Below are 21115 nucleotides of genomic sequence, written 5' to 3'. Positions count from 1 at the left end.
TCACCGGTACGATATGCTGAAAAGCATTACCAAAGCCTGGATCAGGATCCTCAGCTTTATCCACAAGCAGTGACCGGAAATCCCTCAAACATTGAAGGGAACCGCTTAGTGGATAAAGTATTTGAAAAACCGAAAAACTCTAATCCCTGATGGCCTAGCTTTAAGGGAAGCTTACACCGGAACCTACGGCATTCCTGGGTGATGCCAGCTATGTAAAAACCCGTTGGAAAGCCGATCCAGGCGCTGCATTTGCTGCAGAAGTCAATGGCAAGCTGATAGGTTCCAACTTTGCCAGCAACTGGGGCAGCGTCGGCTTTTTTGGCCCCCTCACTGTTCATCCTGACTATTGGGACCAGGGTGCTGCAAAACTCCTGCTGGAGCCTGTTATGGAATGTTTTGCTAAATGGGGTACAAAACATGCGGGTCTCTTCACTTTTTCACAAAGTACCAAGCATGTAAATCTCTACCAGAAATTTGGCTTTTGGCCGCGATTCCTTACATCCATTATGGCCAAACCGGTGGAACAGGCAAATCATCAACTGCAATGGTCCAAGTTTTCAGAGGTTCCCGAAGGCGAACAGGAATCCACTCTTCTTACATGCAGGCAATTGACGGATGCGATATACGAAGGACTGGATGTAACCGCGGAAATCCAATCCGTAGCCGAGCAGGGGCTCGGTGAAACTGTACTCCTTTGGGAGAATGGAAAACTGGTGGGACTGGCGGTATGTCATTACGGACCTGGAACAGAAGCTGGAAGCGGCACCTGCTACATCAAATTCGGAGCGGTACGCTCAGGCGCAAACGCTGGCCAGGATTTTAACAGCTTGCTGAAGGCCTGTGAAAAAATGGCAACTGAAAAGGGCCTGCAAAAAATACTTGCCGGTGTCAACACAGCCCGGTACGAAGCCTACCAGCACCTGCTTAACAGCGGTTTTCGTACACAGATCCAGGGGGTTGCTATGTCGCGACCTAACGAATCAGGATACAATAGGCCAGGCGTTTATTTGATTGATGATTGGCGGTGATCCTGATTCATTGTTTAAAGCCTATTCGTTCCCTGTCGTCCCATTTTTTGTGCTCCGCTCTTTCATCCAGGAGATTTTCAAGTGCATCATAAATTTGATTGAGTTGTGCATCATGCGAAGCGACACAATCTCTCAACTTGTCGATTTGAGCCTTCCAGTCGGTATGAACAATAGCGTATCGTCTCATTTCAATAAAGGCTCGAATTATCGCAATATTCATCTGGATCGCTATTCCTGTATTTAGTATTGCGCTCAGCATGGTGATGCCGTGTTCAGTAAAAGCAAAGGGCAGGTATTTATTATTTTTACCTCGTCCTGTTTTCAAGGTCGCAAATTGCGACCTTGAAGAATCGCCAGTTTCCAAGGTCACAATTTGTGACCTTAAAGGCTCAAATTCAGCTTTAGTCAGCTGAAACATGAAATCCGGAGGGAATCTATTGATATTCCTTTTGACAGCTTGGTTTAGCCTTTTAGTTTCTGTTTCATACAGAGTAGCTAAATCGCGGTCGAGCATAACCCTTTCTCCCCTGATTTCATAAATCCTGCTTTGGATATTCTGAATTAACTGCATGATGTGACCAAGATAAGGCGACCGACATGGGAAATCAAGGGTTAAAAGACCCAGTATGAGGCTAATAGTTGGAATAAAGGCGGGGATTGGTGGACTAATCGTAGTCACTTAACTTTTCCTGACTTCCTTTACTGAGATTTGCATCTTCATGAAATCCAAATTCTAAACGATGGCAAAGATTCTAATCACAGGCGGAACAGGGAATTTAGGCAAGAGTTTGACCAGGTTACTGAGCGAAAAGAACATTCCATACGTTGTTGGAAGTCGCATCAATAATTCCGGGGCAAGCAATGTTGCAGTAATGGATCTGCTAAAGAACGAAGGAATTAAAGAAGCTGTAGAAGGGAAAGAAATCATCTTCCACCTTGCAACTGACCCTAAGAACGATACTATAGCATCGCAAAATCTTCTTAATGCGATAGATAAAAATTCAAACGTCCAGCTTATCTACATTTCTATCGTAGGGATTGATAAAGTGCCATTGAGTTATTACAAACAAAAGCTGGCTTCTGAAAATGCCATCAAAGCATGTGGTATACCATATACCATTTTGAGAGCAACTCAATTTCACGAATTGATTAACCAGGTAATCTCAACGGCTTTAAAATTCCCATTGGGCTTATTGCCGAAAAAAATGGTTTCCCAGCCGATCTCAACCGAGGTGGTAGCGCAGGAATTATTTAGGTTATCATTGGAAAAAGCAGAAAACAGGACCTACGAAATAGGTGGTGCAGAAATCCTGTCCGTAGAACAAATGGCAAAAGAATGGCTGCTCCAGACTGGCAAAAAAAGATGGATTCTGAATTTGCCTATTCCTGGTACATTGGGCAAATCTTTACGAAACGGCAGCCTGGCTACAATCAACAAAAAAGCAGAAAGCATCACCTGGAAACAATGGCTGGCCCGGTGCGGTTCCGCCTACCTGCGATGAGGTAATGCTTGTAAATCCGACTTTTTACTATTATTTTTCTTCCCGAAAATGACTCGACATAAAATTTCCCGACTGACTTTGATCCTGGCCTGCGGCTTGACTGTCCTTAGTTCCTGCCAGTCAAATACTGAAGACAAAAAAGTATCTGAAGACCAAGCTATTTCAACTCCAAAGCCGCCAGGACGATTGGACAGTTCTCAAATCATAAAGGAGAACGTCCTGGTTGACTACATTGCGGCTGCAAAAACGATCAGGCAAAATCCTAAAAACGGGGTGCCATTCAGTAAACTTGACTATGACAAATTAATCGCCTATGATTTTGCAGGTAGCGCGAACACATACCCAAGTGTAATTGACCAAAAAGGAAATTTTGTTCCGGTTGTTATGGGTCAGCAATACCTGTCCCAGGAACAGGCAGACAAAATCCTGTCTGCACTCACAAACAATTCTACATACGGGGAAGTAACTGCTGCCTGCTTTGAGCCCCACTTTGCCCTGGTTCTTTACAAAGACAATAAGAAAGTAACTCAAATAAATGTTTGCCTTGACTGCAACTACTTAATTGCAGAAATAGAGATCCCCGCAGAAACGCATGGGTTTACAGAGTCAGGCAGGAAAGCAATTATTGACCTGTGCAAAGAATTAAACTTCCGGTATGGAAGTCTCGAGAAGATATAGTGACGGAGGTCACACAACCACGTCCCTCCTCCTCATGATATTTGTGTAGCAATCTTAAATGCTACAGATCATGAGTGACTTTATAAACACGATTCTCGACAAACATGGCGGCACGGATTTGTGGAAGTCTTTCAACCAACTGAAAGCAACGATCGTTTCATCGGGACGATTGTTTGACGAAAAAGGGTTCCCGCAGGACCGGAGCCCAAGAACAATGACCGTTCATTTACATGAACAATATGCTTCCCTCCACCCATTCGGAACACCAGACCTCAGAACGAACTTCCGGCCCAACCGGGTAGCTGTGGAAACACTCGATGGAAAAGTGGTCTGGGAACGCAATGGCAATCCTGAAGTCATCCACCAGCATCTGCTAAGGGAACAATGGGATCCGCTGGACCGGGCTTATTTCAATGGCTATGCACTATGGACTTATCTCACCTCTCCCTTCTTCCTGCTGATTCCGGGCATTACAACCAGGGAAACCGAACCCTGGAAGGAAGGCAATGAAATATGGCGGGTATTGGAAGTGAAATTCCCGCAAACACTGGCCACACACAGCTCAACACAATTTTTTTATTTCGGGGAAGATCTTCTGCTGAAAAGACATGATTACAGCATCGATATAGCAGGCAATTTTGAAGCCGCACAGTATATGTACGATCCAATTGAAGTACAGGGCTTCATGTTGCCTTCCAAACGCAGGGTCTATAAAAAAGGTCCGGGCGGAAATCCACTACTGAATGATCTAATGGTCTCCATCGATATCCAACAAGTAATATTTTCTTGACTAAAATTATACCAATTGGTATAAACACTTCTCCGCACTTCGTCCCTTCATAAACGCTTTAGCCGGCTTCGTCTTACCCGCGGAAACCAAACAAACAACAGGAATTCTTATTTCAAAAATTTCAAACATCACTAAAATGAAAAAGCTCAATTTTTCACTGGCTAAAGCCAGTGTAGCAGGATCACTTATGCTCCTTACAAGCATCAGTCATGCACAAAACAACAATGCAACGGACACGGCTATACGTCCGTTCAAAGTGCATATTTCAGAATCGCAAATTGGCGACCTTAAAAAAAGGGTCAGGGCAACGAAGTTCCCGGAAAAAGAAACGGTGAGCGACCAGTCACAGGGCGTGCCACTGGCTACGATCAAATCACTCGCCCACTACTGGGGAACCGCTTACAACTGGCGAAAAGCAGAAGCCAGGCTGAACGCCTACCCCCAGTTCATCACAAAGATCGACGGACTTGATATTCATTTCATCCACGTTAAATCCAAACACCCGAATGCCCTCCCGATCATTTTGGCCCACGGCTGGCCGGGTTCATTTATCGAACTGATGAAAATAATTGATCCCCTGACCAATCCCACTGCCCACGGCGGAAAAGCAGAAGACGCGTTTGACGTGGTGATCCCATCCATGCCCGGTTTTGGGTTTTCGGGCAAACCAACTTCTACCGGCTGGGGACCTGAGCACATGGCAAAGGCATGGGTAACCCTGATGAAACGCCTTGGCTATAACAAGTTCCTGGCACAGGGCGGCGACTGGGGTGGATTGATCGTTGACCTGATGGCGGTACAGTCACCTGAAAGTTTACTTGGCATTCACACCAACTTCCCTGGCGCTGTTCCGGCTGAAGTGGATAAGGCAGCCATTGCCGGCCTACCGGTTCCTGCAGGACTGACCGAAGAAGAAAGGAAAGAGTATGAAAAGCTTGACTTCGTGTACAAGCATGTTTATTATGCCTTCTATATGGGTTCACGTCCACAGACACTGGCAGCTTTGACTGATTCACCTGTTGGACTGGCAACCTTCCTCCTAGACCATGATGCACGCAGCCTGAACCTTATCTCCCGTGCATTTGCAGGCGAATCAGTTGGACTTACACGCGATGATATCCTTGACAATATCTCCCTGTACTGGTTCACGAACACCGCCATTTCTGCAGCCCGGATCTACTGGGAATACAAGGGTGGATATTTCAATCCGAAAGGTGTTCAGGTGCCCGTTGCCGTTAGTGCTTTCCCCGATGAGCTTTACCAGGCTCCACGGAGCTGGGCTGAGAAGGCGTATCCCAACCTGATCTATTACAACAAACCCAATGTTGGTGGTCACTTCGCAGCATGGGAACAACCGAAGATCTTCTCTGAAGAGCTCCGCGCAGCATTCAGTTCCCTTCGCCAGCCGGAAGCTTCACCAGCACAAGCTTCACTTAAGTAAACAATCAACATTTTAAAAACAAAAACAATGAAGAAGATTCTATTTACAGGCACGCTGGTCGCTGCGGCTTACCTACTACAAGGTGCGACACCTGCGCCCAAAGATTCAGCAGCCATCCGTCCATTCAAGGTGCATTTTGATCAGTCCCGGCTCGATGACCTGCGCAAGCGGATCAACGCCACGCAGTGGCCCGAGAAGGAAACCGTTCCGGATCGCACGCAGGGTGTGCCGCTGGCCGCGCTACAGCAACTGGCTCACTATTGGGCCACAGATTACGACTGGCGGAAGGTGGAAGCAAAACTGAATACCCTGCCCCAGTACATCACTACGATCGACGGGCTCGATATTCATTTCATTCATGTCCGCTCGAAACACAAGAATGCGTTGCCACTTATCATTACGCACGGCTGGCCCGGTTCCATTATTGAGCAGCTGAAGGTGATCGCTCCGCTTACCGATCCGACAGCATATGGCGGAAAGGCGGAAGATGCATTTGACGTGGTGATCCCTTCAATGCCGGGTTATGGATTTTCAGGTAAGCCTACCACTACGGGCTGGGGTCCGGAACATATGGCACGTGCATGGGATGTTTTGATGAAGCGTCTCGGTTACTCCCGCTATGTTGCACAGGGTGGTGACTGGGGTGCGTTCGTGGTAGACCAGATGGGCCTGCAGGCACCGAAAGGATTGCTGGCGATTCACACTAACATGCCAGCAACAGTTCCTGCCGATGTGGATAAGGCTTTGCTCTCAGGCAGCCCTGCTCCTGAAGGTCTGGCCGCGGATGAACATCGCGCGTATGATCAACTGGTAAGGACTTTCAAGCAGGTTGACTATGCGCGGCTGATGGCTTCACGTCCGCAGACATTGTACGGTATTGCTGATTCACCGGTTGGACTGGCGGCATGGCTGCTTGATCACAATGATGCAGATGGACAGCCGGCGGAAGCGGTTTACACTTCCCTTCAGCGGACATCAAGCACTACAGGTGAACTCACGCGTGATGAGATCCTCGATAACATAACATTGTACTGGCTGACGAATACGGGCGTTTCCGCATCGCGCCTTTACTGGGAATACAAAGGTGGATTTTTCAATACCAAGGGAGTTTCCATCCCGGTTGCGGTGAGTGTGTTCCCCGGCGAGCAATACCAGGCTCCGAAGAGTTGGACGGAAAAAGCCTATCCGAACCTGATATACTACAACCAGGTTGATAAGGGCGGTCACTTTGCTGCATGGGAACAGCCTTTGATCTTTTCACAGGAAATCAGGGACGCGTTCAGGACAATAAGATAGACGAACTGCGTTATCGTTTCTGATCAATAGCTGATAGGTCAATGAGTGAAGTTTTAGCTTTCACTCATTGACCTTTTTATACGCATTCGCAAAATGACTGATCTTATTCGCAAAGTGAATTAAGGTATGCTATGCCGGTTGCCTAAATTGATGTATGAAAGATTCAGCATCCACACTATCGTCCGACCTTGCAAATTTTAGCAGGCCGGTTTCTGATCTTTTCCGGCAGCCGTCAACCCCGGCGGAATGGGAACCGTATATGCTTACCGAAGAACAGGTCAGGTCATTCGAAGAGAATGGCTTTATATCCGGGATCCGAATCTTAAGCGAGGAGCAGGTAGACGTTTTAAATCACGAACTGGAAAAACTCCAGGCGGTAAGTGCTGAGGAGAAGAAATTATTTTACCACTATGAGCACAATGAGTCAGAAGACCCGGACAAAGTGCTGTTTCATGCAATTGGCGGCTGGAGAGTGACGCCGGGATTTCATGACCTGATCTGGGCGCCGGCCTTCCGGATGGCCGCCTACCAATTGCTGGGGCATTCGTTCCGGCTTTTTCATGACCAGTTATTTTGTAAACCGGCAAAACATGGTGGTGTAGTGGCCTGGCACCAGGATTTTTCTTACTGGACTTTCACGAAACCTATGCATCATCTTACCTGCTGGATAGGGCTGGACAATGCTACAATAGATAATGGTTGCCTATATTATATTCCTGGCAGCCATAAGTGGGGACTGTTGCCCATAACAGGACTGACCGGGGATATGGATGCCGTAACGCAGGTACTAACCGAAGAGCAGCAAACCATATTCAGGAAGAAGGTCGCCAATGAATTACCGAAGGGGTATGCGAGTTTCCATCACCCCCTGACCATGCATGGCTCTTATGCAAATTCTTCTGTACGGCCGAGAAGGGCAGTGGTAATCAATGCCATGGCATCCGGAACGCTCGGGAACACCGCCAACTACGAGCGGTTGGAGGCATTGCAAAGCTTTCCACCCATGGAGCAGGATAAGGTACTTGACAGCAAGTTTTTCCCGCTCTTGTTCGACGGCGACAAGGAACTGGGATCATTGAACGTGCCAAGGGTGAACTGGGAACTTTTGTAAGTACCTTTCGTAAAGTAACAATCGCGCGAAAGTTGAAGAAGAAATTAAAAGTGGCGGTATTGGCGGACGTGTCCCGTGCCTATGACAGGGATCTCCTGAAAGGCTTTGCCAATTTCAACAGGATCCACGACAGGTTTATTTTTTTCTCCTTCTCGCCAAAATATATCCAGGGAAATAACCAGCATGCATTGGTGGACCGGGTGATCGCCTGGAAACCGGACGGAATCCTGACCAGGGAGATTGACGGGTTTGAACAACTGCTTGACCTGGATATTCCGCTTATCATCGCTCCGCATACCAAGTTATATAAAGACAAAATAAACCTATGGGGATCTAACAAATCGGTTGGTGAAGCGGCCGCTGATTATTTCATCTCGAAGGGTTACAGGAATTATGCCTTCCTGGGATTCAGGAATTTTCAATGGTCTACCGAAAGACAAGCCGGCTATATTGAGCGACTTAATAATACCGGCTATTATGTGAACGCTAATATTTTTGATGACAGAACCTTGTTATGGGAGCAACTGCCGGCACAGCTGACTGAATGGCTGCCTGAACTCGAAACACCATGTGCTGTATTCTCGGCTACTGATGAATTGAATATTCACCTGCTGGAAGCCGCGAAAGAATTGGGATTAAAAGTGCCGGATGATCTTTCAGTTCTGGGAGTCGATAACGATGCAATGATCTGTGATATGGCCAGTCCTACCCTTTCGAGTATCGAACATGACGCCAGGCTGGCAGGCTTCCAGGCAGCAACAGCCTTATGCAGGTGGATAGACTATGGCGAAAAGCCAGCTGCTGATATCATTGCAGGGGATGCAAAGGTGATCACCCGGAATTCAACCAGCGCGTTGGCGGTCGAGGACGAACAGGTGCGCGCCGCCCTTCACTTTATTGCCAATGAATCTCCTTCCAAAGAAATATCTGTTGACGATGTGGTTAAGGCAACTGTTGTATCACGCCGGATCCTTGAAATAAAATTCCAGCAGATGATCAAGAGTTCCATCCTGGAAGAGATCAAGAAGGCAAGGATCAGGAGAATTAAAATCCTGCTGGAAGATTCTGACCTTACTATACAGCAAATTGCTGCGGAAATGAATTTTAACAACCCCGATAATATCACCCGGTACTTCAGGCAATCTATGGGAGTGAGCCCGAGGGAGTATCGCAACCGGTTCAAATAAGAAACCATGAGAAAATTATTATTACTGTCCCTGTTACTTGCACCTGCTTTATTGAAATCGCAGATAAGCGCTGTTGACGCGGGGAAAGGTAATGCCAACAATACGGTTACAGATATAGTGATAGCTTTTAAAATGCATGTGGATCTCGGTTATACCGACTGGACAGAGGCTGTCCTCCAAAAATATGCGGGACCCATGCTGGAAAAGACGTTGGAGAATATTGACAAAACAGCCTCACTGCCTAAAAGCCAGCAATTTGTTTGGACAATTCCTGCATGGCCCCTGCAATATATGCTCGACAACTGTTCACCGGAAAACAAAACACGCCTGGAAAAAGCCATTAAAGACAAGCGCATCATTCCCCATGCCCTGCCCTTTACGGTGGAAACCGAGTCGAGCGATATGGAGAACCTCACCCGTGGTCTATCATTTTCCGATAACATCAACCGGCGTTTCGGGCTAAACCCTGCGCGTGATGCCAAGTTTACCGATGTGCCTGAGCATTCCTGGATCATTCCAACCTTATTAAAGAACGCTGGTGTGGACATATTGCATATCGGTTGTAATCCCGGTTCAACTTCACCGGATGTACCTACGTTGTTTTGGTGGCAGGGGCCTGACAGTTCAAAGTTGCTCACCTTTTATTGGGCGCAATATTATGGTTCCGGGGTTTTACCGCCTAAAGACTGGCCCCACAAAACATGGCTGGCCATGATTCATACGCACGAAAACACCGGTGCGCCCGATCCCAAAGAGGTTGCAGCTTTATTAAAAGAAGCCAAAGAGAAAATGCCCAATGCCCGCGTCCACATTGGAAGAATTTCGGATTTCTATGATTTGCTGATGAAAGAAAATCCACAATTGCCTGTTGTAAAAGGTGACATGCCGGATACCTGGATCCATGGCTTTATGTCTATGCCGGAGGAAGTAAAAACCAATAAAGTCTTTCAACGTGAAACTTATGTGACTGAGCAGTTGAATACCCACATGAATGTATGGAAAGGCAAAAATGTTTCCATTGACAGGTATGTAAATAAGGCGACTGAAAACATGTTACTGTTTGACGAACATACGTTCGGCGGAGCCATGTCGCATGGTCATCAGCTGTTCTGGAAATACGATGATGAATTTAAAATCAACAGGGCCGCAGGCAATTATTATTTCCTGGAAAAATCATGGGAAGAAAAATCAGCCTATACAAAAAAAGCGGAGAAAATAATGTGGCCATTAAAACGGAACCTTCTTTTTGAACTGGTGAAATCTGTGAAAGATAAAACCCCGCATGTTACCGTTTACAACCCCCTTCCATGGGCAAGAAGTGGGCGGGTAACCCTGTTTCAAAGCATTTATGAAAATCCATCCCATCCGGTGCCGGCCATTAAAGCGCTTAAGGATCCCGGGACAGGGAAGATCATTCCGGTGCACCAGGACCACAACCTGCTATCTTTTGACGCGATGGATGTTCCGGCCGGCGGATATAAAACTTTTGTCGTTTCCAATGAAGATGGAGTTGCTTCTTCAACGTTGTCAGCCAACGAGCAAAACCGGGTATTGGAGAATAAATACTTTAAACTGGTCATTGATCCATCCAAGGGAACATTGCAGTCAGCATTTGACAAGCAAAACAACCGGGAACTGGTGGATGCTCGGAGCCAATATGGTTTTGGTGAATACGTGTATGAACAATTGGGGCAGGAACAAATAGAAGCGTACAATAACAATTATATCAAGCCCGGTAGTGCCGATTGGGCAGGCCAGGAGTTCATCAGGTTAAAAAGCCAGGTGACTAACCAGCACCAGGTAAGGTTCACCGGGAAATGTGATAAAATAGACTGGCTAAAAAACAACAGCATGATCCGTGCTACGGCAATGTGCCGGTTAAACGACAGCAGTGCACAGCGATACCTGGTCAGTTATACGCTCTACGAAAATGAGCCCTATATCGAGATTATGGTCGGACAAGACGGGAAGAAGCCGGTACCCAATCCTGAAGCGGGTTGGGTGGCTTTCCCGTTTGCATTAGACAAACCGGAATATCGCCTGTTGCGTACTGGCGGCATTGTGGATCCGCAACACGACCTTGTGAATAAAGCCAATCACGACTTTTATTTTCTCAACACAGCGATGGCCATGTATGATAAGGCAGGGGGCATTGGTCTGAATTGTCCACATACCCCGGGTGTAAGTATTGACCAGCCGGGGATTGGGGTATATTCCAAAACAAGGACGCTTTCAACCGGCACTGTGTTTTCCAACCTGTTTAACAATGTATGGGGCACTAATTTTACAGAATGGGTAGAAGGGTCGCATTCGGCTAAGTTTTACGTCTGGAGTTACAAAAACTATGATGCAGAGTCTGCCCTTATCACTCCTGCTGAAGAAACCCGCACACCATTGAGTGCAGCGTACTATGCGCCTACATCACTGGCTTTTGCCCATAATTATGAAACCTCTGGTGAGTTGCCCAATACACAGGGCGGACTATCACTGGATCGCAAAGGCATCCTGGTTACTTCATTCAACAAGAAAGGGAATGAAGCCCTGATTCGTTTTTGGGAAGAAGCGGGACGTTCCGGAAAATGCACGGTTACGCTTCCCGGCAATAGCTTATTCAGGAAAGCCTACCTGTGTAATTTAAGGGGTGAGTTGTTGGATAAGAATGGAATTACGATTTCAAATAATTCTTTCGCATTTGATATTGGCGCTAACCAGCCACGGACTTTTATTTTGAAATAGATCGGGAATAACGAACTTTAGAAAAACTAGGTATTGTCACCCAATGTACGGCTTCAATACGGGTCAAGTTTGCCTGTTTACCTGAATTTTGTATTATTAGATCGTGAGTTATCAGCAATACATAAAGATTAAGGCAGAAAAGCGTTTCGGTCAACCATGTATCACTAATACCCGGATAACTGTATTTGATATCCTGACCTGGTTGGCTACAGGAATGTCTTTCCAGGAAATTACTGAAGAGTATCCTGAAATTAATGAGGACCATATCAAAGCTGCATTATCTTTTGCAGCAGAACGAGAACATGTTATTAGAATTCCTTCATGAAACTACTGAGGAGTTCAAATTGGCAAGTTGCTGGATCAATATAAATAGTCCTCGTTTGAAACGAGGACTATTGCTAAGTAGCAGGAAGCATGTTACGCTCAGCAGTATTAATTCCCATAAGCCGAAGGCGAGCAATCGTCTATCTTCCAGACCTCGCCGATCAGGCTAACAATGTAAGCGTTGTTGCCAATGAACTCCAGCGAAGTGGGCTGGTTCAGTCCTTTTACGACGGTGCTGAAACTGCCGTTCGGTTTGAACTTCAGGAGCGCGCCGGTGTTTGGCAGTGCCGGAGCCCCTTCGAAGGGACCATCCCATTTGCCCTGTGCGAGAACATGGATCATACCCCAACGGTCAAATTCCACGTCAACGAATAACCCAACTTCCAATCCCTCACCGGAGGCCAATTCAAGGGCGACGGGCGACTTTGGCGGGAGGGTCAGGAGTTTCGCATCCTCAGGATGGTGAGGAATGGGACCGGCTTTGGTGAAGAAGACAGTGTTGGCTTTCACCGACAGCCCTGTCGGCACCTCATTCGCGAAGGCGATCACCTCGGTGATCCCGCCGTCGAGGGTGACATAAAGTAAGCGGTTATGGTGCGCGTCAGCGACAATGAAACCGTCGCGGTAAGGTTCGAACGAGTACTGGAAGCCAGTGGCCACGAAGAAGTCAGGCACCGGGGGATGTTCCGTTGCCCACGCGCCGATATCCGCAGTAATGGTATAGCTGTCCGGACCGGTTACCTGGTAAATGCCTACGACATCAGTCCCGCCGAGATCCGCCGCAACACCAGTTACCAGCGCATAAGCAGTATTGCCAAGGAAGACTACATCGATCACCCCGGCACCAATGTAGAATGGGTCGGGGTTTCGCTTAGGCAACCCGGTGGCGAAAAGCGTGTAGTCGCCGGTATTCGGGTCTACTTTCCAGATGGTGCCGTCGAGCGGTGCGGTTACATACAACTGTTTGTCAGGGCCGACAGTACTGCCCTGGAGCTCTTTCAGGTCGGCAACCAGCAGCTTCGCGGTTTTTGGACCATTGGGCGGGTGGCCATCCTTTTTACAACCCGGAACGACCATGGCAAAACCAAGGGCCAACAGGATGAAAAGTCGGTGAGTGATGAAAAACTTCGTGGCCAGCGGTGGCGTAAATGAAATCTGCATAGCAAAAAGTTTAAGTGATGAAAATGGAATTACAGGGTATGCAGACCGACGGATGGTGGTTTTAATAAGGGCAGCGAGTCGCGGTAATCAATGTAGTTCGGTAATGAGGGGAAATAAAAAAATCCGGCGGGTACCGGATATCGTGGAAAGATGCTAGTTAAGGTACGACAATAAACAGGGGTATGCAATTGTTTTTTTTGTGGATCGGTCTTTTTCACCCACGCTGGCGCAGTTTAGAAGTCCACCAAAAATACTTTTCTGTGATCTCTTTGGGAAACAACAGGTTCAAAAGCCAGGGCAAGGGAAATTACAGCACAGGCTATGAATTTATCCCGAGGGATGATGGCGAAATTAAATCGCTGGTGCTGGGACAATTGATGTGGGAGAAGCGACCGTGAAATATCTTCGGCTTGCAAATCTGGCGTCTTAAAGCTATTTTTCGGTAGTCGATAAGACTTAAGATTATGTTTCGACCAAAACAACAAATAATTCTGCTACTGACATTCATCATTTGTTCTTGCACTAACAACAATACTTATCGCTATGCTATCAAAGATTCCCCGAAAAAACTTCAGCCCCATCTAACAAAAATGGTTGAAAAAGGAATTGTAATGCATAGTGACAGTGCCTTGAAATCCCTGACTACCGATAAAGAGCTTGAGCGCCTTGGCAAATCTGAGCATCCGATAATTCGGGCTTCAGCATTCCGGGAAATGCTGAAACGAAAATCCATCAACCATTTTGAAATAATAATGGGGCACCTGGACGACACAGCCCTTGTTTTCACCGATGCTGGTGAGTTTGGTATCTGGGACCGGACAGTGACAGACGACATTTTGCAGGAGGCAGTTTGGAAAACACAGGAATTAAAAGACAAAACGGTTGAGCAGGTACTTACCAAACATAATTACCTGACATCTGCTTATACTATTCTGAAAACATTACAGCCGCAAGAGAAATATTACCCTTTCATCAAGGATATGGCAACACGTCCCAGGCGCTTAGACCCCGATGAAGAATTTGAACTAGGTTTCAGTGACATTGAGTACGCACTATATGGGCTTGCAATGTTCCAGAAAAAGGAGGATGTGGTATTTATTAAGAATAAATTGTTGAGGTATGTCGGGAGGTTAAGCGATATATCTTTTCAGCTAATGACAGAATTTCCTGATACAGCATACATGGATGTTTTGCAGGCCTATCATCGCAGGCGGTTTTACAAATTCTCAGGAAATCGACCTCATGGATTTTCCGGTGTCGTTGCCGACAGGGCTGCGCCAGAAGATTTCATTCAAGCTCTGGTTGTACAAGAAAGTGACAGAAGCTCAAAGCTATTGGACACTATGCTAAATCGCCTGGCATCGCAGACTTGCATGCCCGATCAAAAAAATATAATAGATAGAGTGGTCATCGAAATTTGGGAGAACCCTTGCCCTGCCTATGAAGGCTTGAGGAAAAAGATCCAGTCTAAAGCAGAAGAAATTTTGAAGTGGCAAATTATTATTCCTATAGATACGATTCCAATGCCTGTCGACACAACAGAAAGTACTATCCGTTGGTAACCTAATTTAAAAATATGGTAGACAAGGAACGAAGAAAAAAACTTGTCCTTCATTTACGCCACTTGTCAGTTGGACTGATCTCAAATGACGAATTTGAAGAAGCCGTTATGAATGACGTTTCGGACGGCTGGCTTCCCGAGCAATATCACCGATCAAAACTATCAAAGAGAGAAAACGACGATCCAATCATTAAGCCTATGCTTGAGTTGTGTTGGGGGCTATATGACGACACAAGAAATCATAAGCTGATTAAGTCAGATGCATTACGAAAGGATTCATTTAAAATCATAGCACGCTGCATTTTATTTCTACATTCTGATAAGGAATATAGATGGCCTTATTTCAACACGAACAACCCATTGTTACAATTCTCATTATCGGACTTGATCTTGTCAGTCCTGACACTCGGGCACCATTACAGAAATAAAAGAGAAGAACAAATTATTTCCTATTACGAGTGGCAAAAGTCAGGCGACTATGATGTCTGGCCATTCTTTAAAATAAGCGACTACCAGGATCAATTAACTAAACAACCTTTTTTAAGTGGAAAAAAAAAGACAAGTATATAACGGAGGTATAACTAGCATGCCCAAATTGGTTGTCATCCTTGGTCTACTGGTAACACCAATCATATCCAAATCACAAAACGCACAAATTGATGAAAAGGGCTTTGTCCAGATAAATGGCATTGAACAATGGATCACGATAAAAGGCGATCGTTCGAAACCGGTTATCCTCTTTCTACATGGAGGGCCAGGTAGCCCATTGACTCCATATGCTGATGCAATGTTCAGCGGATGGGAAAAGGATTTTGTCCTGGTACAATGGGACCAACGCGGTGCCGGGAAAACCTATGGGCGCACAGCTCCTGCTGAATTAACGCCAGCGTTTATAAAATCCAACCCACTGAAAGTGGAGGAAATGATCAAAGATGGCATTAAAGTGGCGGAATACCTGGTCCGGCATCTGGACAAACAAAAGATTATTTTGTTCGGTTCTTCCTGGGGATCGGTGTTGGGGATCCAGTTAGCGGAACTAAGACCTGACCTATTCTATGCCTATATCGGGCATTCCCAGCTGGTGTATCCCGCTAATGACCTGAAGCTCGCCTGGCAGAAAGCCTATCAACAGGTAAAGAAAGCATCGGACCAAAAATCACTAGCGGTGTTGGATGCGCTTGGAATGCCACCCTACGACACAGCACGGCAATATGGCCAGTTCTTCCGCATCTTAAAAAAGTATGAACAGCTGAATTCCACACCAGCTCCTGAACACTGGATGAAAATATCGGCTGAATATGATAATGAAAAAGACAACCAGCATCGTTATGATGGAGATGATTATTCCTTCGTTTACTTTGAAGGTGACAAAAAGCTTGGCATCGAGCCAATGTCCAGGCCTGTGAGTGGTTTGAGTTTCAAGATCCCCATATATATCCTCCAGGGCGCAACAGATATTATGACCCCGGCGGAAATTTCAAGGCCTTACTTTGACCAGGTCACCGCACCGAAAAAAGAATATATCCTGTTGTCAACTGCCGCACATGGTTTCAATGAAGAAGTGGTAAAGAACATTTTTCAAATTTGTAAGAAGTTACCCATCGGCGGCAATCAGTAACCGGGAAAGCCCGGATCGTCAATGATAAGGAGGTTCAGTGGTGGCATTCGAGTTGCAATAGCAAGAGTATCAATCGGAGGTAACATGGATGTAATATTAGCCCTAAAATATTTGCTGCACTTTACCACGGATTCGGAAATACTGCAACGCCTGGAACGTGAAACCTTTGATTACTTTATTGATGAAAAAAATTGCAATAATGGCCTCATAGCTGATAAAACGGAAGCGGGTAGCCCATCAAGCATCGCTGTGATCGGTTTATCCATAAATGTTTACATAATCGGTGTGGAACGGGGCTATATCAGTCGTGAGGAGGCGCGGGGAAGAATATTACAGACGCTAAGATTTCTGCATTCAAGCCAACAAGGGCCTGAGCCCGATTCAACAGGATACATGGGGTTTTACTACCATTTTCTCAATATGCAAACTGGTAAGAGAATGTGGGAATCTGAACTGTCAACAATTGATACCGCAATTTTGATGGCAGGGATATTGACAGCCAGGCATTATTTTACCCATCATAACGAAGAAGAAGAAGAATTAAGGAATCTGGGAGACGTACTTTATGAGCGGGTAGATTGGGACTGGGCGCGAAACGGGGCGGCTACACTTACACATGGCTGGACACCCGAAAAAGGCTTCTGTGAACAAAGATGGAATAATGGTTACAGCGAGGCGCATATCCTCTATATCCTTGCCCTGGGATCACCAACACATCCTATCAGCGAGGCTGGGTACCTGGAGTGGCTATCCTCATTTGAATGGAAAAAAGCCTACGACATTGAGTATCTATATGCGGGCCCGCTTTTCATTCACCAGATGTCCCAGCTATGGCTTGATCTCAGGGGCATTAGTGATAGCATAAATACAAAATACGGGATAGATTATTTTGAAAACAGCTGCCGGGCAGTGCTTGTTCACTATAGGTATGCTCTTGAAAACCCGATGGGTTTCAGGAGGTATGGCAAATATGTATGGGGACTTACCGCAAGCGATGGGCCTGGTCCCGCCACCTATAAGGTGAATGGAGTGCAAAGAACTTTCTATGACTATATAGCCCGCGGAGCACCATATGGCCCAGATGACGGTACAATATCGCCATGGGTATGTGTTACAGCGTTACCCTTTGCACCAAAGCTGGTGCTAAGAGCTGCACGATTTGTCCTGGGAATAATTTTCCTGCTGTTTGGAAAAAACAAGGGATTCCAGGCCAGCTTCAATGCCACTTTTCCCAAAAGAGGAGATAATCCATTCGGATGGTTGTCGCCCTGGCAATTCGGGTTGAATCGTGGCCCGGTAGTGATGATGATAGAAAACTATCAATCTGAACTTACATGGACGATTTTCAAACAATGCCCACACATTATTAGCGGGCTGCGCAAAGCAGGATTTAGCGGCGGCTGGCTGGAGCAAGTAAAATAAAATTTGCGCAACCCAAAAGTTGCACATATATTTGCAACCTGTAGGTTGCGTATTTTAATACTTGCAAAATGAAACAAGATATATTCCAGGCCATAGCCGATCCTACCCGCAGGGCTATCCTGACCCTGATTGCCATTCAGGCATTAACGCCAAATGCCATGGCCGAAAAGTTCGATATGAGCCGGCAGGCAGTGTCAAAGCACATTAAAGTTCTACAGGAATGTGGATTGATAAAGCCGGAACAGTCCGGCAGGGAAATTTACTATCATTTCAACCCTAAGAAGATGAAGGAATTTGACAATTGGCTGGCACAATTCAGGACCATGTGGGAAACTAAATTCAATCAACTCGACAAAGTATTATCAACCATTAAAAAACAAAAAAAATGACAACCAATCTGCTATTTGACTTTACCGTTGACAAAGCAGCGAAAACGGTATTCATTACAAGGGAGTTTGATGCTGACCTGGATAGCGTATGGGATGCGTTTACCAAAGCCGAACTACTTGACCAGTGGGTAGCGCCGAAACCCTGGACATCAAAAACAAAATTCATGGACTTCACCGTTGGCGGGCGGAGGTTCTATGCCATGGTAAGCCCGGAGGGACTGGAGCGCTGGGCAGTCCAGAAATACACTTCCATCAGCCCGAAAACCAATTTCAAAATGTTCAATGCTTTTGCCGATGAAAACGAAAATCTTCAATTGCCGGGTTCAGAGTGGGATTACAGTTTCAGCGAACAAAACGGAACCACGATAGTGAAAATTTCTATTTACAACGAATCCCTTGAACGTATGGAGAAGTTGATTGAAATGGGCTTCACAGAAGGATTCAAAATGTCGCTGGCCAACCTGGAAAAACTGCTGGCAGCCAATAGAAATTGACTTTATTCATGTCTAATTGCGACCATCATATGTTGATTTGCGAATTAGTTGAATGTCTCCGGTAATCATTTTATATATTGGGAGACATAAGTTTTGAAACTAATATGGCAAAATCAAAAACCATTGTGCTGGTTCACGGCAATTTTGTGAATGACCTAAGCTGGGCAGAATGGAAACGTTACTATGAACAAAAGGGATATACAGTTTATACCCCTTCAAATCCAGGGCATGGAGGCAATCCTGCCGACCTGAGGGCAAAAGTACATCCTGACCTTGTCAATACCGGGTTTATAGATGTGGTAAACAATATTGACCGGTTAATAGATACTTTGCCTGAGAAGCCATTGGTAATTGGTCACTCCATGGCTGGTATGGTAACAATGAAACTGGTTGAAATGGGACAGGCAGCAGCTGGCGTCAGCATTGACGGAGCTCCACCGAAGAATGTCTTCCCCCCGTTTCAAACGCTCAAGACAGTGTTGCCGGCCTTTGGATTTTTTTCTTCCGCTAAATATTTTATGGGGAGCCGTCAATGGTACGATTATGCGTTTTTCAATACACTCCCCGACGCAGAGAAACAAAAGGCATTTGAAAAATATGCGGTGCCTGAGAGCTATAAGGTCAGTCGTGAACTGGTTTTAAACTCCTTTTCAAATATTGATTTTAAGAAGCCCCACGCGCCTATCCTGTTTGTTGGTGGTGGCAACGATCATATTTTCCCACCTGGACTAACACAAACAATAGCCGGCAGGTATAAGGATGGTAACAGCCGCGTTGATGTAAAGATCGTTGAGGGCAAAAGCCATTTCATTTGCGGTGAACCGGGCTGGGAAAAGGTGGCCGACTATATTTTGGATTGGTATGAAAAGCTGTAGCAGTCACTTCACTTTCAATACTGGCGGCGGGTTCCAGTTATCGGTTATAACGCGTTCATCCGGCCAGTAACAGCGAATGTATAGGGAGAACGGTTCATTGGGAGCCGGCAGCCAGTTACTCTTTTTGTCTTCGGGCGGCGGTATGCTTTGCACATAGATGGTGAGAGAGCCATCCGGGTTTAGCCGCAGATTTTTATTCTTCGTTCCGAGGGAATACCTGTTGAGATCGTTCGGCGAAAAGAAATGTTCCGGGTTATACAGGGTCAATGACCAGAAACCTTTTACCGGTGGCAGCTCGCCTTTTGCGAAGGTGACCGTGTAATTAGCTGACCCGTTCAACCGCGCGCCGGATGCATCGAGATCCTGGTAGAAATACTTGGTTTCGTTCGGCCTGTTCACGAAAATATTGGACTTCGCGCAGGCGAGCCTGGTCAGGTAATCGATGCCAAACTCTGCTCCATTGCGCTGGGTGGTCCAATTGTGTTGAACCTGGTAACCGACATTCACGAACTTAAACATCTCGGGTACCAGGTTTTTGTCCACTTCAATCAATGCCGACTTCGCTATTTCGCCGAGCGCCGTGTTGTGCGTAATGGCGTCAACCAGCGCATGCATTTGCGCGTACAAGGCTTCTTCTCCCGGCAGGGCGGGAACTTCCGCAAGGATCTCAGCCAGCTGGTCAATAAAGATCTCCGGTCTCACCCATTTGGTTTCTCCTTTGTCACCGGCAGGATCCGGCGGGGTTGACGGGGTTTTTGACCAGTCGGTGATTTTTATTTTGCCGTCGAAGTCGGCCAGGGGATAAATCCCAATTTGATTTACCAGGGGTTGGACAGCTTTCTTGTCTTCCGGGTCATCGCTTTGGAATACCCTTGGGATCACCACGCCGCGTGCAGTGCTGCATCGGAAGACCTGCGTGATACCTTCCGGCGTTTTGCCTTGCCAGTCATTATGCGCAAGCAGGTAGAACCCTGGTTTGGTGCCATAGGTTTTTCCCAGTGTGGCAAATGCGTCTGTCCGCTGGTCGCAGACCTGGTAAACCCAGAATCGATCGCCGAAATCGGGGACCTGCAGCACTACCGGTCCCTGGGTGAGGTCCAGCCCCGATACACCGTACACTACGTCCTGGTTGGGACAGGCAACCCCCCTTTCTTCCGGCCTGACATAATCGGTGAGCATGCACATCTGGTTCGGCGGCGCAACGGGAAATGCTCCCCCGCCATAGAGGGGATATGGAGCCTTTTTGAATTCTTCAATCCGGTTATGGACGTTTACGAGCGGCCAGGCCCAGCCGTAAATGAAAGCGGCAATTGCTTTGACATATTCTTCGGCCATTACCGTGTGGGGAATGGGACCGGGAGGTATTTTGTTCGTCGCGGCTGACTGGTTGTTCATGCGGATGTCTTTAGTAGTAGACACCCGGGATAATCTCATTCCGCCAACGGGGTAAGTTAAATCCCCAATCAATTAAAATTATTAGGGCAGCTATGATTCTGGTTATT

21 protein-coding genes are annotated in these 21115 nt (G+C 46.5%); 18 read left to right on the top strand and 3 right to left on the bottom strand.

From position 1 onward, the window contains the following. Nucleotides 1–194: 194 nt before the first annotated feature. On the top strand, nt 195–1028 hold the full coding sequence (locus OI18_RS23565; protein ID WP_082037840.1) for a GNAT family N-acetyltransferase: 834 nt from the start codon (nt 195–197) through the stop codon (nt 1026–1028). Between the two features lie 7 nt (nt 1029–1035). On the opposite strand, the gene OI18_RS03595 is transcribed toward OI18_RS23565, so the two are convergent. Next, on the bottom strand, nt 1036–1599 hold the full coding sequence (locus tag OI18_RS03595) for an ORF6N domain-containing protein (protein ID WP_039137313.1): 564 nt from the start codon (nt 1597–1599) through the stop codon (nt 1036–1038). A gap of 169 nt (nt 1600–1768) precedes the next feature. On the opposite strand from OI18_RS03595, the gene OI18_RS03590 reads away from it, so the two are divergent. From OI18_RS03590 to OI18_RS25185, 9 genes are all read left to right on the top strand, one after another. Then, on the top strand, nt 1769–2530 hold the full coding sequence (locus tag OI18_RS03590; protein ID WP_052272831.1) for an SDR family oxidoreductase: 762 nt from the start codon (nt 1769–1771) through the stop codon (nt 2528–2530). Between the two features lie 186 nt (nt 2531–2716). Further along, the gene (locus OI18_RS03585; protein ID WP_152616714.1) at nt 2717–3208 is read left to right on the top strand and encodes a hypothetical protein; all 492 of its coding nucleotides are present in this window, start codon (nt 2717–2719) and stop codon (nt 3206–3208) included. A 70-nt stretch (nt 3209–3278) separates the two neighbouring features. Further along, a complete protein-coding gene (locus tag OI18_RS03580) occupies nt 3279–3998 on the top strand; it encodes a hypothetical protein (protein ID WP_205409977.1) in 720 nt (239 codons plus the stop codon). Nucleotides 3999–4134: 136 nt separating this feature from the next. Further along, nucleotides 4135–5439 carry an epoxide hydrolase family protein gene (locus tag OI18_RS03575; RefSeq protein WP_052272830.1) on the top strand — a complete coding sequence of 435 codons (1305 nt, stop codon included), beginning with the start codon at nt 4135–4137 and terminating at the stop codon, nt 5437–5439. A 27-nt stretch (nt 5440–5466) separates the two neighbouring features. Then, complete coding sequence (locus OI18_RS03570) at nt 5467–6735, top strand: epoxide hydrolase family protein (protein ID WP_039137308.1); 1269 nt, start codon at nt 5467–5469, stop codon at nt 6733–6735. A 154-nt stretch (nt 6736–6889) separates the two neighbouring features. After that, nucleotides 6890–7846 carry a phytanoyl-CoA dioxygenase family protein gene (locus tag OI18_RS03565; RefSeq protein WP_052272829.1) on the top strand — a complete coding sequence of 319 codons (957 nt, stop codon included), beginning with the start codon at nt 6890–6892 and terminating at the stop codon, nt 7844–7846. Nucleotides 7847–7878: 32 nt separating this feature from the next. Beyond that, nucleotides 7879–9033 (top strand): AraC family transcriptional regulator, encoded by a 1155-nt coding sequence (locus tag OI18_RS03560; protein ID WP_039137307.1) that lies wholly within the window; start codon nt 7879–7881, stop codon nt 9031–9033. A gap of 6 nt (nt 9034–9039) precedes the next feature. Next, entirely contained in the window at nt 9040–11769 is a 2730-nt protein-coding gene (locus OI18_RS03555) for a glycoside hydrolase family 38 N-terminal domain-containing protein (RefSeq protein WP_039137304.1), read from the top strand. A gap of 103 nt (nt 11770–11872) precedes the next feature. After that, nucleotides 11873–12094 (top strand): DUF433 domain-containing protein, encoded by a 222-nt coding sequence (locus tag OI18_RS25185; protein ID WP_039137302.1) that lies wholly within the window; start codon nt 11873–11875, stop codon nt 12092–12094. A 107-nt stretch (nt 12095–12201) separates the two neighbouring features. Here the strand turns inward: OI18_RS25185 and OI18_RS03545 are convergent, their stop codons facing one another. Then, nucleotides 12202–13254 carry a hypothetical protein gene (locus OI18_RS03545; protein WP_039137300.1) on the bottom strand — a complete coding sequence of 351 codons (1053 nt, stop codon included), beginning with the start codon at nt 13252–13254 and terminating at the stop codon, nt 12202–12204. Between the two features lie 260 nt (nt 13255–13514). On the opposite strand from OI18_RS03545, the gene OI18_RS24630 reads away from it, so the two are divergent. The 8 genes from OI18_RS24630 to OI18_RS03510 all read left to right on the top strand — a co-directional run bounded on the left by OI18_RS24630 (nt 13515) and on the right by OI18_RS03510 (nt 19613). Further along, nucleotides 13515–13652 carry a hypothetical protein gene (locus tag OI18_RS24630; protein ID WP_160290187.1) on the top strand — a complete coding sequence of 46 codons (138 nt, stop codon included), beginning with the start codon at nt 13515–13517 and terminating at the stop codon, nt 13650–13652. Between the two features lie 66 nt (nt 13653–13718). Then, nucleotides 13719–14816 (top strand): hypothetical protein, encoded by a 1098-nt coding sequence (locus OI18_RS03540; protein ID WP_039137299.1) that lies wholly within the window; start codon nt 13719–13721, stop codon nt 14814–14816. A gap of 14 nt (nt 14817–14830) precedes the next feature. Continuing rightward, nucleotides 14831–15385: a hypothetical protein gene (locus tag OI18_RS03535; RefSeq protein ID WP_039137297.1), complete on the top strand. Its 555-nt coding sequence runs from the start codon at nt 14831–14833 to the stop codon at nt 15383–15385. Nucleotides 15386–15401: 16 nt separating this feature from the next. Continuing rightward, nucleotides 15402–16433, top strand: a complete 1032-nt coding sequence (locus OI18_RS03530; protein ID WP_152616713.1) for an alpha/beta hydrolase — start codon at nt 15402–15404, stop codon at nt 16431–16433. 84 nt (nt 16434–16517) lie between these two features. Then, a complete protein-coding gene (locus OI18_RS03525) occupies nt 16518–17855 on the top strand; it encodes a glucoamylase family protein (RefSeq protein ID WP_052272827.1) in 1338 nt (445 codons plus the stop codon). 68 nt (nt 17856–17923) lie between these two features. Continuing rightward, nucleotides 17924–18244, top strand: coding sequence for an ArsR/SmtB family transcription factor (locus tag OI18_RS03520; RefSeq protein ID WP_039137295.1), 321 nt, complete (start codon nt 17924–17926; stop codon nt 18242–18244). Further along, the gene (locus OI18_RS03515; RefSeq protein WP_039137294.1) at nt 18241–18738 is read left to right on the top strand and encodes an SRPBCC family protein; all 498 of its coding nucleotides are present in this window, start codon (nt 18241–18243) and stop codon (nt 18736–18738) included. Before OI18_RS03520 ends, OI18_RS03515 begins: the two co-directional genes overlap by 4 nt. A 104-nt stretch (nt 18739–18842) precedes the next feature. Next, a complete protein-coding gene (locus OI18_RS03510; RefSeq protein ID WP_039137292.1) occupies nt 18843–19613 on the top strand; it encodes an alpha/beta hydrolase in 771 nt (256 codons plus the stop codon). 3 nt (nt 19614–19616) lie between these two features. Here the strand turns inward: OI18_RS03510 and OI18_RS03505 are convergent, their stop codons facing one another. Then, a complete protein-coding gene (locus OI18_RS03505; protein ID WP_039137290.1) occupies nt 19617–21047 on the bottom strand; it encodes a DUF1254 domain-containing protein in 1431 nt (476 codons plus the stop codon). Nucleotides 21048–21115 lie beyond the last annotated feature (68 nt).

It is taken from the genome of Flavihumibacter solisilvae (assembly GCF_000814475.1).
Lineage (GTDB): Bacteria > Bacteroidota > Bacteroidia > Chitinophagales > Chitinophagaceae > Flavihumibacter > Flavihumibacter solisilvae.
This window is presented reverse-complemented; position numbering and strand designations above follow the sequence as displayed.